At 57.4% G+C, this 14,806-nt stretch carries 13 protein-coding genes; 9 read left to right on the top strand and 4 right to left on the bottom strand.

Going from position 1 to position 14,806, the window contains the following annotated elements; all coding sequences use genetic code 11:
- Positions 1-174 precede the first annotated feature (174 nt).
- The 4 genes from AC07ED_RS05305 (at position 175) to AC07ED_RS05290 (ending at position 3,969) form a co-directional block, all read left to right on the top strand.
- Positions 175-1,263, top strand: coding sequence for a hypothetical protein (locus AC07ED_RS05305; protein ID WP_105234799.1), 1,089 nt, complete (start codon positions 175-177; stop codon positions 1,261-1,263).
- Between the two features lie 117 nt (positions 1,264-1,380).
- A complete protein-coding gene (dusA, locus tag AC07ED_RS05300) occupies positions 1,381-2,370 on the top strand; it encodes a tRNA dihydrouridine(20/20a) synthase DusA (RefSeq protein ID WP_105236329.1) in 990 nt (329 codons plus the stop codon).
- Between the two features lie 31 nt (positions 2,371-2,401).
- A complete protein-coding gene (locus tag AC07ED_RS05295; RefSeq protein ID WP_245918158.1) occupies positions 2,402-3,226 on the top strand; it encodes a sulfite exporter TauE/SafE family protein in 825 nt (274 codons plus the stop codon).
- The gene (locus AC07ED_RS05290) at positions 3,223-3,969 is read left to right on the top strand and encodes a hypothetical protein (RefSeq protein ID WP_105234801.1); all 747 of its coding nucleotides are present in this window, start codon (positions 3,223-3,225) and stop codon (positions 3,967-3,969) included. The genes AC07ED_RS05295 and AC07ED_RS05290 overlap by 4 nt, the downstream gene beginning before the upstream one ends.
- Here the strand turns inward: AC07ED_RS05290 and AC07ED_RS05285 are convergent.
- Genes AC07ED_RS05285 through ccmI form a run of 3 tightly spaced genes read right to left on the bottom strand, consistent with a single transcriptional unit; the run spans position 3,966 to position 5,903 of the window.
- Positions 3,966-4,211, bottom strand: coding sequence for a DUF1289 domain-containing protein (locus AC07ED_RS05285; protein WP_082959358.1), 246 nt, complete (start codon positions 4,209-4,211; stop codon positions 3,966-3,968). The genes AC07ED_RS05290 and AC07ED_RS05285 overlap by 4 nt on opposite strands.
- A gap of 1 nt (position 4,212) precedes the next feature.
- Positions 4,213-4,683 carry a Holliday junction resolvase RuvX gene (gene ruvX / locus AC07ED_RS05280; protein ID WP_105234802.1) on the bottom strand — a complete coding sequence of 157 codons (471 nt, stop codon included), beginning with the start codon at positions 4,681-4,683 and terminating at the stop codon, positions 4,213-4,215.
- Positions 4,680-5,903, bottom strand: a complete 1,224-nt coding sequence (gene ccmI / locus AC07ED_RS05275; protein WP_105234803.1) for a c-type cytochrome biogenesis protein CcmI — start codon at positions 5,901-5,903, stop codon at positions 4,680-4,682. The genes ruvX and ccmI overlap by 4 nt, the downstream gene beginning before the upstream one ends.
- A 225-nt stretch (positions 5,904-6,128) precedes the next feature.
- Here ccmI and AC07ED_RS05270 point away from each other — a divergent pair, with 225 nt between their 5' ends.
- From AC07ED_RS05270 to AC07ED_RS05255, 4 genes are read left to right on the top strand one after another with little or no spacing between them, the layout of a single operon-like run.
- Entirely contained in the window at positions 6,129-7,373 is a 1,245-nt protein-coding gene (locus tag AC07ED_RS05270; RefSeq protein ID WP_105234804.1) for a sarcosine oxidase subunit beta family protein, read from the top strand.
- 12 nt (positions 7,374-7,385) lie between these two features.
- The gene (locus AC07ED_RS05265; RefSeq protein ID WP_067545822.1) at positions 7,386-7,715 is read left to right on the top strand and encodes a sarcosine oxidase subunit delta; all 330 of its coding nucleotides are present in this window, start codon (positions 7,386-7,388) and stop codon (positions 7,713-7,715) included.
- Positions 7,712-10,675 carry a sarcosine oxidase subunit alpha family protein gene (locus tag AC07ED_RS05260; RefSeq protein ID WP_105234805.1) on the top strand — a complete coding sequence of 988 codons (2,964 nt, stop codon included), beginning with the start codon at positions 7,712-7,714 and terminating at the stop codon, positions 10,673-10,675. Before AC07ED_RS05265 ends, AC07ED_RS05260 begins: the two co-directional genes overlap by 4 nt.
- Entirely contained in the window at positions 10,668-11,231 is a 564-nt protein-coding gene (locus AC07ED_RS05255; RefSeq protein ID WP_105234806.1) for a sarcosine oxidase subunit gamma, read from the top strand. The genes AC07ED_RS05260 and AC07ED_RS05255 overlap by 8 nt, the downstream gene beginning before the upstream one ends.
- A gap of 20 nt (positions 11,232-11,251) precedes the next feature.
- Here AC07ED_RS05255 and AC07ED_RS05250 read toward each other — a convergent pair whose 3' ends face one another.
- Positions 11,252-12,187, bottom strand: coding sequence for a phosphoadenosine phosphosulfate reductase (locus AC07ED_RS05250; protein WP_105234807.1), 936 nt, complete (start codon positions 12,185-12,187; stop codon positions 11,252-11,254).
- A gap of 284 nt (positions 12,188-12,471) precedes the next feature.
- Here AC07ED_RS05250 and AC07ED_RS05245 point away from each other — a divergent pair, with 284 nt between their 5' ends.
- Positions 12,472-14,724 carry a glycosyltransferase family 2 protein gene (locus tag AC07ED_RS05245; protein ID WP_105234808.1) on the top strand — a complete coding sequence of 751 codons (2,253 nt, stop codon included), beginning with the start codon at positions 12,472-12,474 and terminating at the stop codon, positions 14,722-14,724.
- Positions 14,725-14,806 lie beyond the last annotated feature (82 nt).

The following is a 14,806-nucleotide window of genomic DNA, read 5'->3' as shown; positions in this document are numbered from 1 at the left end:
TCAGCGGCCCGCCTGTCCGTGGCCCCGATGATGGAGTGGAAAAGTTTGCTGAAAAAAGGTAGTTATTGAATAATTAATTGCGCGATAGACTATCTTTTAGACGTTCTATTTATTATTTCATCTCGGCGAAATACACCACAGTCGGGCTTCATATTAACCTAGAATTTTTCTCATATGACATTGATCGCTTCGTTTGTTTTGCATGGGTGCCCAATCGTTATTGGCGACCTACTGCTTTCGCGAAGATCGGCAAACCATGCGGTAGATATACAGGTTCCAGCCGTTCTGGACATCAATCCGAAATTGGCTGACAATCACAAAATCTCGGTTGCCGGTCTCAGACAAAAAGTAAATCTCATTAGCGACAGTTTCTGTGTCGCATGGACTGGCAGCTACATTCAGGCGCGTGCGCTCATGAGGTATCTTCGAGAGGAAACTCAAGGTCAGATCATCAATGAGGAGCGCTACAATGAGATCCTCGATGCATATCCAGTTGAGGACATGAGCGACCTTGAGGTTCTCACCTACCTCTATGATCATGATAAAAAGAGGTTTTCTAGGAGAAACCGCAATTTACCTCATTTCGAGCTTGGGCATACCGTTGATGTCCAGCTGGGAGGTAGTGGGACCGAAGAATTCGTGCGGCAGTTTCCCTCGATGGAAGAGGCCGCATTTAGCGACGAAGCCCACCCTTTGTCACAGGCAGTTGGCCGCGCCGCGATGCTCTGCAATTCGTTCTGGGGGATGGAAGCGTTTCTCGGAGGCGGGTTGGGGCAAGGTTGGGGCGGCGGATTCGAAATTGCCTTCTTCCGACGAGGAAAATTCGAAAAGCTGTCCAACATCCTCTATTTTTACTGGGAGGCGCGACAGCTTCCTCAGGGAGGATTTGAACTCGAGCTCCTGCAGAGGTTCATGAAAGTCGATTACATAGGCACACAAATGAGAATATTTCTTTCTGACGGCAGCGGCGGAGAGTTCAAAGACAGTGTTTTTGTTGTTGGGCCAATGTTTGATGACGCGACCAATGTCGATGCGACCATGCGGGTCATATCTTATGAGTGGCTAAATTCATTTGTCAGGGTAGAATTGGTCGATGGATCCTCAGAGTTTTTGAGTACGGTCAATCGTTTTGGGGGAGAGTTTAGGCCAGTCAGGATCCAAACCGCGGCTAATACATACGAGATGGCCTTTCATGATAGCTATGTACAACAGCTGACGAATGCCATCGCAGCCAGGCTTGCGCAAAATCCGTGCGCTGATTGATTTCGCGGTGAATGACATCGGCGGGGCAGAAATCCTCTAGCGATTGGTGGAAATTCCCTGCGGCATCCGCTATGCGACCCCGATACTGACCCGATCTAGCAAGCAATGGCGAACCCCATGGTGGAGAACACAGCAAAATCAGCGGCCCGCCTGTCTGTGGCCCCGATGATGGAGTGGACGACGCGAGAGTGTCGCTATCTGCACCGTCTGCTGAGCCGTGAGACCTTGCTCTATACCGAGATGGTGACCGCGCCTGCGGTGATCAACGGGGATCGGGAAAAGCTATTAGGCTACCATGAGGCCGAACATCCTGTTGCGGTGCAGCTCGGTGGGTCCGATCCTGTGCAACTGGCCGAGGCGACCGCGATTTGCGGGGATTACGGCTATGACGAAGTGAACCTGAACTGCGGCTGTCCGTCGGACCGTGTGCAGTCGGGGGCCTTCGGCGCGGTACTGATGAAATCGCCCGATCTGGTGGCGGACTGCGTGGCGGCGATGATCGCGACATCGCCTGTTGAGGTCACGGTCAAGTGCCGCATTGGTGTCGACGAACAGGTGCCCCGCGACATCCTGCCAGAGTTCATCGAAAAGGTCAGTGCGGCGGGCGTGACCCGCTTTACCATCCATGCGCGGATGGCGTGGCTGCAGGGGCTATCGCCCAAGGAAAACCGCGATATTCCGCCGCTCGATTATGCTTTGGTCCACGAGATTAAAGCCGCTTATCCGCATCTGCATATTTCGATCAACGGTGGCATCGCGACCTTGGACGATGCCGTGGCGCAACTGGATCTTGGGTTGGATGGCGTGATGATCGGGCGGGCGGCCTATCATCAACCGACCGATATTTTGCAAATGGCAGATCAGCGGATTTACGGCAAAGAGGCGGGGCCTGACCCTGTGCAGGTCGTCCATGACATGCTGCCCTATATCGAAAATCACATCGCTGCGGGTGGACGTTTGAACCAAATCACCCGCCATATGCTCGGCCTCTTTGCGGGCAAGGCGGGGGCGCGGGGTTGGCGGCGGTATCTGTCGGAAAACGCGCATCTCGACGGCGCTGGGCCCAAGACGGTGATAGAGGCGCTTTCCTACGTGACGGGCGGCTGATACTGATCAGGGCAACATCATTTGGGAGGCCCTGATGGATAGCGTTCTGTTGATTGAAATGGCAGCTATTTTGCTGGTGATTGGTGCGCTTGCAGGTGTTTTGGCAGGTTTGTTGGGAGTCGGCGGCGGTGTCGTCCTTGTCCCCGGTTTTTACTACGCGTTTTCGTCGCTGGGGTATGAAACCCCGCAGCTGATGCAAATCTGTCTGGCGACCTCGCTCGCCACGATTATCGTCACCTCGGCCCGTTCGGTCATGTCGCACAACAAAAAGGGTGCGGTAGAGTGGGGTATCCTGAAAATCTGGGCACCGGGGATCGTGCTGGGCGCAATCGCAGGCAAGATGACAGTCTCGGCGCTGAACACGACCGTGTTGCAGTATATCTTTGGTGGATTGCTGGTGTTCATCGGCCTCTACATGACCTTTGGCAATAAGGATTTCCGCGTCGCGAATGAACTGCCTAAAGGTTTGAAAGGCCGCGTGTTTTCGCCCTTTGTGGGGTTCCTCTCGGTCCTCATGGGGATCGGTGGTGGGTCGTTCGGTGTGCCTTTGTTGACCATGTTTGGCGTGCCTGTGCACCGCGCTGTGGCGACGGCGGCGGGCTTTGGGTTCATCATCGCGGTGCCATCGGTGGCTGGGTTCCTGATGACCTCGCTGCCAGAAGGCGTCGCCCCGCCGTTTAGCATCGGTGCGGTCAATATTGCGGCCTTCCTCGTGGTGATTGCGATGACGACGTTTACCGCCCCCATTGGTGCTGCAATTGCGCATAAGACGGACGCAGGAAAGCTAAAGAAGTTCTTTGGCATGTTCCTGATCCTGATCGCGCTGAACATGCTGCGTAAGGCGATCATGTCATGATCGAAGGCGGTTTCATCCAGTTCGACGCTACGCCAGAAGTCACGGCTTGGGCAAAAGCCGCGAATGTGGCGGCGGATGCGGTTTTGTCTGATCCAGCGATGCAGGCGAAATGGTTGCGGCATGGTAAGACGTGGTTTGTGGGCGTGGATGTTTTGCCCAACGATGACACGGGGGCGATTGATGGCGTTCCCTTGCGCGGTCCGTGGGATGTAATGGTGCCCGAGATGCCGCTGCATCAGGGGCAACTGTCGGTGATTTATTCGGGCTACCCGCAAAAGGACGCGGATGAGACGGATAAGGCGCACCGTTATCGCAAGGCCAAGGATGCAGCACATCTGGATGGGCTGATGGGCGAGGGGCCGCAAAAACGGCGGTTCCTGCGCGAACCACATGCCTACATCCTCGCTGTGGCTCTGAACGATTGTACCGCAGCACCCTTGGTCGTTTGGCCCGGTAGCGAAGAGATTATGCGCGAGGCCTTTACCGTGGCCTTTGCGGGGATGCCGCCGTCCATGTGGTCGGATATCGACGTGACCGAGATTTACACGGACGCCCGCAACGAGGTGTTCGAGTGCTGCGAACGTGTGGAACTACCGATGAAAGTGGGGCAGTCGGTTCTTTTGGATCGGATGGTGATCCACGGCACCGCGCCAGAGGGCAAGGATAAGGTGCCCGCTGCTGGACGCAGGCTCGCGTTTTTCAGACCGCAGTTTGACAACATGCGGGATTGGCTCAGGGATTAGGCCTTGAGCCGCGCCGCCCGTCCGCCACGGCGGGTTTTCAGCGCGCCAGAACGGTTCGGCAAATCAGCCATGATGGCGCGGCGATCCTCTGGGGTCATGCGGCTCCACATCCCGATTTCTTGCAGGGTGCGGTGACAGCCGATGCAGGTTTTCGTCTCGGGATGGATCGAGCAGAGTTTGACGCAGGGGCTTTCGATTTCGGCCCTTTGCCAAATGGCATCCGTGTTCAGTTGTTCGGTCACATCAGGCTCCGAGGTGGCGCAGGCGGTCTAGCATGCCTTGCAGGATATACCCCGCAGCGACGTGATCGATGACCTCATCGCGACGTTTTCGGGACGTATCCGCCTCTAACAGCACCCGTTCGGCTGCAACGGTCGACAGCCGTTCGTCCCAGAACGCAATCGGGAGGTCGGTCAGTTTTTCGAGGTTGCGGGCAAAAGCACGGGTCGATTGCACGCGCGGCCCCTCTGATCCGTCCATGTTCAGGGGCAGGCCCAGAACGATCCCAGCGATGTCGCGTTTCTTCACGATCTCGAGCAGGCGTTCCACGTCGAGCGTGAATTTCTTGCGTTTGATCGTCTCGAGCGGGGTCGCCACCTGACGCAGACCGTCAGAGACGGCGACGCCAATCGTCACGGTGCCCAAATCCAGCCCGCAAATCGCGCGGTACGGGGGCAGGGCGGCGGCAAAGGTTTCGGCGTCGTTGCAGATCATTCCGCGACACCTGCACTGACAGCGGCCTCACGGATGATCGACATCGCGTTTGCATCGCTGGCAAAGGTTTGCTGAGCCTCACCCCAGATCGCTGCGGCGCGGTCCGTATCGCCCAGCACGCCAAGCGCGCGGATCAACTGTGCCCATTCCTGCGGTGTGCCACCCTCGGTCGCGAGGCGATCCATGAGGTTGCCAACCATGCCTTCGATCATGGCAGAGCGGTCTTCTTCGTTCATGTCGCCTGCTGCGGCCATGGCAGCGGCATTCAGGCCACGCAGACCACCGTTTTGCATCGGCGGGGTGTAGTCATCGACGCCAGCGAACCACGACAGTTCAATGGTGGCTTGGGCGACCTGATCGAACCATTCGGCACCCTCAGGCGCGACCTCTAGCAGCTTGCGCCAATAGGGGAAGGCACGGTCTGGACGGCCATAGGTGTTGAACATCACGCCCGCCCAGTAAAGCCCTGAAATGCTTTCAGGATCTTTGTCGAGGATGGCTTTGAGAACGCGTTCCGCTTCGGGAGTGACATCACCACCTGCCGCCGCGACGAGGAGCTCCAGAAGAACCTCCAGATCGGCCTGTTCTGCATCATCGCCAAGGATCGCCACGACCTTTACCTGCGCATGGGCGGCGCGGTCCACATTGCCCAGAGCCGTCTCTAGCCGAACCAGATCACGTTGCGCGATCAGGTTGTCAGGGTTGGCCTCTGCGGTTTGGCGCACGCGGTCCACTGTCGCCTGTAGATCGTCGGGCAGGGTGACTGGCTCTTGGATCGGCTGGGCGGCTTCGGCTTCGGCCTGAGTGGGGCGGTTGTCGTAGGCGTCTTTGGCCTCTGCCAGACGCACGGCGCGGGGCATGTCGGGATAACCAGGCGCACCCACACGGTAATAGAGCGCGAGCGCCCCCACCACTGTCGCCGCTGCCGCAGCAATCATCACAACCCGACCCAAGGTTTTGGGCGCGTCGGTCGATGCGTCGGTTTCGGCCTTATCAGCGGCCAGCAAACGGCGGGCAATTTCGGTACGGGTCCGTTCGGCCTCTGCCTGATCGAGAACACCACGGGCGAGGTCGCGGTCCACTTCGGCCAATTGGTCCTTGTAGATCGCGATGTCGTTGCGAGGATCGACGTCCGTGTCGGTTCCGGAGCGCAAAAGCGGCAGCACAAGAAGACCTGCGGCAATAACTGCCAATGCGGTCGCAATGATCCAGAACGTCATGGGGCCTCCCGTTTAAACGTTTCGCCTTACCTAACCTTCCCAACCCCCTGAGAAAAGCCCCTGCGGCCCGATGACCCGTTTGTGATCAGGTCTCATTCGTAACGCTTCTTTGTCGCATGTCGCAAAACTGCAAAAATCAGGCGTGTCCAATCGTCTTTGCTTCGCAGTTTTTGTCCAGTTAGGACCAAAGGATGCCCGCGACCAGAATAGGGGGATTCGCAGCCTATGAGACGCTATTCAGTATTTGCCGTCGCCCGCGAGGGTCTACGCTATCACACAGGATGGGAGCGTGCTTGGCGTTCGCCCCAGCCGAAGAAGAAATACGATGTGATTATCGTTGGTGCGGGTGGCCACGGCCTCGCGACCGCCTATTACCTCGGTAAGAATTACGGCATCACCAATGTCGCAATCATCGAAAAAGGCTGGCTCGGCGGTGGTAACACAGGTCGTAACACCACGATCATCCGTTCGAACTATCTGCAGGACCCCTCTGCGGCGATCTACGACAAGGCACTCAAGCTGTATGAGAACCTGTCCCAAGATCTGAACTACAACGTCATGTTCTCGCCCCGCGGCCTGATCATGCTCGCGCAGACCCACCACGAGGTGCGCGGCTATCAGCGGACCGTTATGGCGAACCAACTGCAGGGCGTTGCGACCGAGTGGGTGACCCCAGAGCAGCTGAAAAAGCTGGTCCCGATCATCAACATCCATGGCCCGCGCTACCCTGTCATGGGTGGCCTCTACCAGAAACGCGGCGGCACAGCCCGTCACGATGCGGTGGCTTGGGGCTATGCGCGTGCCTGTTCCGACATGGGTATGGACGTGATCCAGCAGTGCGAAGTCAAAGGTGTCCGCACCGAAGGCGGCAAGGTTGTTGGCGTTTCGACCACCAAAGGTGACATCGACTGCGATAAGCTGGGCATGGTCGTTGCGGGTCACACCTCGGTTCTGGCTGAAATGGCTGGCTTCCGTCTGCCGATTGAATCGGTTGCGCTGCAGGCTCTCGTCTCCGAGCCGATCAAACCCTGCATGGACGTGGTCGTTATGGCGAACACTGTTCACGGCTACATGTCCCAGTCGGACAAGGGCGAGATGGTGATCGGTGGCGGCACTGACAGTTTCAACAACTACACCCAGCGCGGATCGTTCCACCACATCGAGGAAACCGTTCGCGCGCTCGTCGAAACCTTCCCGATGGTCAGCCGTCTGAAGATGCTGCGCCAATGGGGTGGTATCGTGGATATGACTGGTGACCGTTCGCCGATCCTGTCGAAAACCCCTGTGGATGGCATCTTTGTCAACTGCGGTTGGGGCACCGGCGGCTTTAAGGCGATCCCGGGCTCTGGTTGGGCGATGGCGGAACTGATGGCCAAAGGTCACAGCCCGCTGACGCAAGAATTTGATATGTTCCGCTTCCGCGAAGGCAAATTCATCGATGAATCTGTCGCCGCTGGCGTGGCGCACTAAGGAGGGAAGACGATGCTTTTATTGCAGTGTCCCTATTGCGGCGTGAATGCCGAAGAGACTGAACTGGCCGCTGGCGGCGAAGCGCACCTGAAGCGCGCGACCGTTGGTGACAGCGACGAGGCCTTTGAAGGCTACCTCTTTATGCGTGAAAACAAAAAAGGCGTTCATCTGGAACGCTGGCGTCATGCCTATGGCTGCGGGAAGTGGTTCCTTGCAGCGCGGGATACCGCCACGCTCGAGGTGTTCGGGACCTATCCGGCCCAGACCACCGAACCGCCTGCGGATGTGACTGAAAACATCCGTGCAAAATATCCCGACTGGTCGTGGAAGGAAACCGCATGAGCACCCGTCTGGCAAATTCCGGTCGTCTGATCGACCGTTCGAAACCTGTCGAATTCAAGTTCAACGGTAAGCGCTTCAAAGGCTACGAGGGCGACACGCTCGCGTCTGCTTTGTTCGCAAACGACCAGATGATGGTTGGCCGTTCGTTCAAATACCACCGTCCGCGTGGTGTTGTGGCTTCTGGCGCGGAAGAGCCGAACGCGCTGTTTAACATGGGCGAGGGCGGTCGTTTCGAGCCGAACCAACGCGCCACCACGCAAGAAGTCTTTGACGGTCTGACGATCCGTTCGCAGAACCACTGGCCGAGCCTTGAGTTCGACATCGGGGCCGTGAACCAGTTGTTCGCCCGTTGGCTGCCTGCTGGCTTCTACTACAAAATGTTCATCCACCCGCGTCCGTTCTGGAAGCACGTCTATGAACCCTTCATCCGCCAATCGGCTGGTCTGGGTCAGGTGCCGCAGGAAAAAGACGCGGATACCTACGAACACTTCTACTACTTCTGTGACGTGCTGGTTGTCGGCGGCGGTATCGCTGGTCTGGCGGCTGCACTGAAAGAAGGTCAAGCCGGCAAGAAGGTTCTGCTTCTTGAACAAACCGCTGACTTTGGTGGTCGTGCTGTTGTCGATGGCGTCGAAATCGACGGCAAGTCGGCAGAGGCTTGGGTGCAGGACACTCTCGCAGCGCTGAACGCGATGCCGAACGTCACAGTGCGTAACCGCAACATGGCGTCGGGCGTTTACGACCACGGCTATGTTCTGGGCTATGAGCGTCTGACGGACCACCTGTCCGACAAATCGGGTCCGCGTCACCGCCTGTGGCGCATCCGTGCAGGTCACATCATCACCGCAACGGGCGCGATTGAACGTCCGCTGTCCTTTGCTGGCAACGATATTCCGGGCGTCCTCTTGGCCGCTGCGGTGCGTGACTACGTTGTGAACTGGGGCGTGTCGGTAGGTGATCGCACCGTTGTTGTCACCAACAACGACGACGCATACCGCACTGCAATCGTTCTGAAAAACGCTGGCCTCGCTGTTCCTGCGATCATTGACGCTCGCGCTTCTGGCGCTGGCCCGATCGCGGCTGAAGCTGAAAAGCTCGGCATTCGCGTGCTCAAAGGCAAAGCTATCGCCAAGGTCAAAGGCAAAACCCGCGTCACTGGCGTGAAGGTCTGTCTGCAAGCGGGCGAAGGTTCGGTCATCGAAGAGATCGCATGTGATTGCGTCGCGATGTCGGGCGGCTGGTCGCCTGTTGTGCACCTCTGGTCGCACTGTGGTGGCAAACTGAACTGGGACGAAGACCTCGCGATGTTCCGCCCCGATCCGTCCCGCGCCCCGACAGGTGCCGACGGTAAGGCATTCGTCAGCACCGTTGGGTCGGCCTCTGGCTATCTTAGCACCGCTGATGTCCTCAAAGACGCAGGTCTTGAGGTCACAACAAACGAGGTTGCAGCGGCTCCGCTCGAACCTGTTTGGCTGATGCCGCAGGGCGCTGGTCAAAAACTGCGCATGAAAGCATGGCTCGACTATCAGAACGACGTTAAGGTCTCTGACGTTCAGCTCGCTGCACGCGAAGGTTATGAATCTGTTGAACATACAAAGCGTTACACCACGCTGGGTATGGCGACCGATCAGGGCAAACTGTCGAACATCAACGGCCTGGCTATCTTGTCCAAATCGCTCGACGCGTCGATCCCAAATGTGGGCACCACGACCTTCCGTCCGCCCTACACGCCGATCTCGATGGGCGCGATCACGGGTGCGGCACGTGACGAGTTGTTCCAGCCCATCCACAAAACCCCGATGTTCGATTGGCATGACGCCAATGGTGCGGATTGGGAACCTGTGGGCCATTGGCGCCGGACCTACGCTTACGTGCGCAACGGCGAAACGGTGCATGATGCGGTCAACCGCGAGATCCTGAACGTTCGTGAAAACGTGGGCACGCTGGATGCGTCGACCCTCGGTAAGATCATCGTGAAGGGTCCGGATGCGGGCAAATTCCTCGATATGCTCTACACCAACATGATGAGCACTCTGGGCGTTGGCAAATGCCGCTACGGTCTGATGTGTAACGAAAACGGCTTCCTTTCGGACGACGGCGTTGTTGTGCGTCTGGCCGAAGATACATGGCTCTGCCACACCACCACGGGCGGTGCAGATCGTATCCACGGTTGGATGGAAGACTGGCTTCAGTGCGAATGGTGGGACTGGAAAGTCTACACCGCGAACGTGACCGAACAATTCGCGCAGATCGCGGTTGCTGGTCCCAAAGCACGCCAGCTCTTGGAAAAACTGGGCGGCAACATGGACCTCTCCAAAGAGGGCTTCCCGTTCATGACCTACGTCGAGGGCAAGTTGGGCGAGTTCGATGCGCGGATCTTCCGTATCTCGTTCTCGGGCGAATTGTCCTACGAAGTCTCGGTTCCTGCATCCCAAGGTGCGGCCCTCTGGGCGGCGCTGCAAGAGGCGGGCAAGGACCTCGGCGTGATGCCTTATGGCACCGAAGCGATGCACATCCTTCGTGCCGAGAAGGGCTTTATCATGATCGGCGACGAAACCGACGGCACGATTATCCCGCAAGACCTCAACCTTCAGTGGGCGATTTCCAAGAAGAAAGAGGACTATCTGGGCAAACGCGCACAAGAGCGGTCGTTCATGGCGTCGCCTGATCGCTGGAAACTGGTTGGTCTGGAAACACTCGACGGGTCGGTCATTCCTGACGGCTCATACGTGCCCGCACCGGGGTATAACCCGAACGGTCAGCGCAACGTTCAGGGGCGTGTCACCTCGACCTACTACTCGCCAACGCTCAAGCGTGGCATCGCGATGGGTCTTGTCAAACACGGTCCAGATCGCATGGGCGAAGTGATCGAGTTCAACCGCGAAGATGGCACCATGGTTAAGGCAAAGATTGTCGATCCGGTGTTCTACGACAAAGACGGGGAGAAGCAGAATGTCTAATGCTGTCAGCGCCTTGAACGGCAAAACTGCGAACGGCCCTGTAACGGTCCAAGAGCTGGGCTTGACCGGTATGGTCACCCTGCGCGGCGATTTCGAGGACGAAGGCTTTGCGGCTGCGGTAACGCAGCTCACGGGTCTGCAACTCCCCGACGTACGTCAATTCCAGACCGATGGCGTGAAAACCGTCCTCTGGATGTCGCCCGACGAACTGCTCGTTGTTCTGCCCTATGCAGAGGTGAATGCCTTTGTTGCGGCGATGAACGACGCGCTGGCGGGATCGCATTACCTCGTGGCGAATGTGTCTGATGCGCGCGCGATTTTTAGCGTGTCGGGCGAGTTCGCGACCGAAGTTCTGGGCAAAAACGCGCCCGTCGATTTCGAAGCATCGCAGTTCGTTGCAGGTATGGTGCGCCGCTCCCGCGTGGGGCAGGTGGCAGCAGCCTATTGGAAACTCGACGACGGCAGCTTCCGCGTCGTGTGCTTCCGCTCTGTTGCTGAATACGTGTTCGGCCTGATCGCAACTTCGGCCAAAGCTGGCCCAGTTGGCGTTTACTAAGAATTAAACGAGGAAGGGGTTTATTCCTCTTCCTCGTTCTTTGCCTCCAAGCGTGCGAGGTAGTTTGCAAACCGCGGTGCATTGCGTTTTGAAATCGCATAGCGGCACACGCGTTTTGCCAATTCCGTCCGTCCTTCGACATCTAGATAGGTCAACAGCGCCCGCTGATAGGCTCCGTGGTCTTTGCGATGGCGATAGAATTCTTGCATCGTTTTGGTGTCAATTTCGCCCGCAACGATTCCATTGATCCAAGACGGCAGAATGTCAGCCGACATTAAGGCTGACCGAAGTTCGACGCCCATCATTTGAACCGCTATGTGTCGGACGTTCGGACCCGAGAACATCCCAGCATGCAATGCGTCGAGTTCCGAACCGGTGTCATAGAGGATCGTCACATCCTCAGCCGCCTCAACCATATAAGGCGCGTAGCCGTAGCGTTCGATGAAATCGAGCTTCTTCGCCTGCGGGAAACGGTCGTCCCAGCGGGTCACATCGGGCGACAGCGTTGCTTGTGGGTTAAGGGCGAGCACCTTTGAACCAGGGGCGCAGACCGAATAGGCGCAGGCGGCATAACCACCGGGGCCAGCGCCGAAAAAGATCACCTGATCGAAGTCGTCAAAGAAGTAGTCGTCGAGGAGTTCGTCAAAGAAGGCATAGACATCGTCATGGCGGAACCACGTGTCGCCGACGGAAAACAGGCCGAGGTGCGACCAACCGTTTTCAATCACATAGTCCCAGCCCAGAGGACGCCCGTCGGTTAAACCTTCCATCGCGGTTTCCGCGCTTTCAAAGGTGACAAAGAGCGTCGATCCCGCCTCAACAAAGGTGCTGAAATGTTTGTCGCCGATTGCCTGAAACTGGCCAATGTCATTGCTGATCTCTTCGACCTTCGCGCGCCATGCGGCAAAGTCCAATCCAGTTAGAGGATCACGCAGTTTCTGGTTATTGCGGTGCACGACAGACCCACCTTTATTCAAACGTCTCAAACATACTATCCCCCGCTGGTGACGGGGCCTTTGGGCGGACACTAGGCTTGGTTTAAGGCCATAACCAGAAGAAATCTGGGCATTTTGTGCCACAATTCAGCTATTTTTGGTCACATCGCCCGTCAAAATCGGGGTCAGTTCGGGCAAACGCTGGAAAGGGGATACAGCTTTGACTAGAGTTGCCGTAATAGAAAACGAAAAGGCATCGAACGCAGGTGCCTGTGATTTAACGGCGCGCGGGGCAGGCGGAACAAATGGCAGGCAAGGTTCATTACCGTAATCTACACGGCATGATTGCAAATGGCATCGCTTTAATCGATGCGGTGCGCGTGCCGTCGGAAAATTCGGAAAACCTCGTCACGTTGTATTTCCGCGCGGATGCGCCGATGGATCGTATCGGGTTGCCGCGCGGCACCGAAGTGCTGTCTCAGGTCACCATCGGCGGCTGCCCGATCGTCAAACTGCGTCTACCCGATGGGGTCCAACTGCGCATCGGCTTTGGCGGTGCTGTGGCTGATATCACGCCTGCTGATCCAGAACTGACGATCTTTGCGGGGACGAATGCGCTCGCTGCGACCCGCAACGGGGAAACGGCAGCGACGGTGCTGCGTTGGCTAGAGTTCAACGTCGAACATCAGGGCGTTGAGACGGCGGTGATCCTTGATCGGGATCGTCTGGGCGATAGCCTAGAGTTTGATGAGGCGTTTCAGGCAGGGCTTGCCGCGATGGAGGCCGATGTTGAGGTCTTGATCCTGCGTTCGCCCACGCCCTTGGGCAAGCTCGACCTCCCCGATGAGAGCCACCCGTTCTGCGCCCCCGGTGCCCCCGGTAAGGATCGGATGGAGATCCCAGCCGCCGACCCGTGGAAATCGCCTTTGGGCGCGATGCATGCCTATGAAATCATTCGCGAACGGTTCCTCGGCTCTGCGCGGGCAGTGGCAAATATCGATGTGTTCGACCTGATCACCGACACGGGCGAGGGCACGATTTTCGACCGTGCTGTCGCGTCTGAAACGGGGGCGATCCCGATGCTTGGCACGCAGGCCTATCCGTGGCGCGTGCGCAATGACGAGCCGATCCGCTTTGCCGATCATATCTGCGTTCAGTTCGACGCAGAAGCCCCGCGCCGCCGTTGGTGCATTGCCCCTGCAAAGGCCGCATCGAATGCCGTTTGGCGGATGAACCGCATTGGCAACGTCGCGATGCAAGACGCTGAGGCGGCAACGTTTTACCGTTTCATGAACCTGCGCCACCGTGCCGATGCGGTGTCCCTGATCATCCCCAAAAGCTCTCTGGTTGAGGACGACCGCCTGTTGGCTCTGGCAGAGACAGAGTTCGACCACAAACCCGTCCGCGTCCCCGAAAAATCGCATAAATCGCAAGAGCCGCAAAAGGGCCGCCGTGCCATCGTCACCACGATGAAAAATGAAGGTCCGTTTATTCTGGAATGGCTCGCCTATCACCGCGTGATCGGGTTCGACAGCTTTCTGGTTTACACGAACGACTGTTCCGATGGGACAGAGACGTTTTTCGATCTATTGCAGGAAAAAGGCTATGTGCAGCACCGCGATAACCCATTTCGGGAAAGCGGGCTAAAGCCGCAGCACGCGGCGCTTGCCGCTGCGGGCAATGAGCCGATCATCACAGAGGCGACTTGGGCCGTTTGTATCGACGTGGATGAGTTCGTGGATATTAAGGTGGGCGACGGCACGCTCGACGCGCTTTTTGCGGCGGTGCCTGATGCGAACCTGATTTCGATGACATGGCGTCTGTTTGGGAATGCCGATGTCGCGGATTTCACCGACGATCTGATCATTCGGAATTTCACCCGTTGCGCGCCAGAGTTTTCGCCGAAACCGCACCAAGCCTGGGGGTTCAAGACCCTGTTCCAGAACACGGGTATTTTTAAGAAACTCGGCGTGCACAGACCCAAGGGGCTGAATTCCCAATTGGTTGATCACGTGAATTGGGTGAACGGGTCGGGCAAAAACCTACCCGAGAACATGTATCGCAACGCTTGGCGGTCGACGACGGCGACCTATGGCTATGACCTCGTGCAGTTGAACCACTACGCTGTGCGTTCGGCTGAAAGTTTCCTTGTAAAACGGGACCGTGGGCGGGTGAACCACGTCGACCGCGATCAGGGCCTCGCTTATTGGTTCCGCATGAACAACAACGCGGTCGAAGAGACGTCGATCCAACGGATGATCCCGCGCGTTGAGGCGGAGATGGCGCGCATGTTGGCTGATCCCGATATCAAAGCCGCGCATGAGTATTCTGTCCGCAAGCACCGCGAAAAGATCGACGAGCTACGGGCAACAGAGAACTATTCGAACTTCTTTGAAGAGCTGAAAAGCGAACGTATGCGCCGTCTGGCACGGCTCCACGGGCATTTTGGCGCGAACGTTTTCCTCACGGGGCCGACCTGTGTGCCGGACGAGGTGGCGTTCCGCGATCCCGAGGAAGAGTTCTTTTTCACCGTCGAAGCGGGAGAGACGCAGCACTAGTCTGTTAAATTTAATGGTTTTTACACGTAGAATGTTTTATTTCCTAAACCTGCATAATCATTAGGTTTAGTAAGGATCGGGG

It is taken from the genome of Aestuarium zhoushanense, from assembly GCF_056431045.1.
The sequence above is the reverse complement of the archived record's forward strand: the minus strand, read 5'-3'. Positions and strand labels throughout refer to the sequence as shown.

Coding starts and splice junctions, on each gene's coding strand:
- ccmI (WP_105234803.1), bottom strand. CDS start 5,903: ATGACGTTCTGGATCATTGCGACCGCATTGGCAGTTATTGCCGCAGGT.
- AC07ED_RS05265 (WP_067545822.1), top strand. CDS start 7,386: ATGCTTTTATTGCAGTGTCCCTATTGCGGCGTGAATGCCGAAGAGACT.
- AC07ED_RS05245 (WP_105234808.1), top strand. CDS start 12,472: ATGGCAGGCAAGGTTCATTACCGTAATCTACACGGCATGATTGCAAAT.
- ruvX (WP_105234802.1), bottom strand. CDS start 4,683: ATGATCTGCAACGACGCCGAAACCTTTGCCGCCGCCCTGCCCCCGTAC.
- AC07ED_RS05270 (WP_105234804.1), top strand. CDS start 6,129: ATGAGACGCTATTCAGTATTTGCCGTCGCCCGCGAGGGTCTACGCTAT.
- AC07ED_RS05255 (WP_105234806.1), top strand. CDS start 10,668: ATGTCTAATGCTGTCAGCGCCTTGAACGGCAAAACTGCGAACGGCCCT.
- dusA (WP_105236329.1), top strand. CDS start 1,381: ATGGTGGAGAACACAGCAAAATCAGCGGCCCGCCTGTCTGTGGCCCCG.
- AC07ED_RS05305 (WP_105234799.1), top strand. CDS start 175: ATGACATTGATCGCTTCGTTTGTTTTGCATGGGTGCCCAATCGTTATT.
- AC07ED_RS05290 (WP_105234801.1), top strand. CDS start 3,223: ATGATCGAAGGCGGTTTCATCCAGTTCGACGCTACGCCAGAAGTCACG.
- AC07ED_RS05260 (WP_105234805.1), top strand. CDS start 7,712: ATGAGCACCCGTCTGGCAAATTCCGGTCGTCTGATCGACCGTTCGAAA.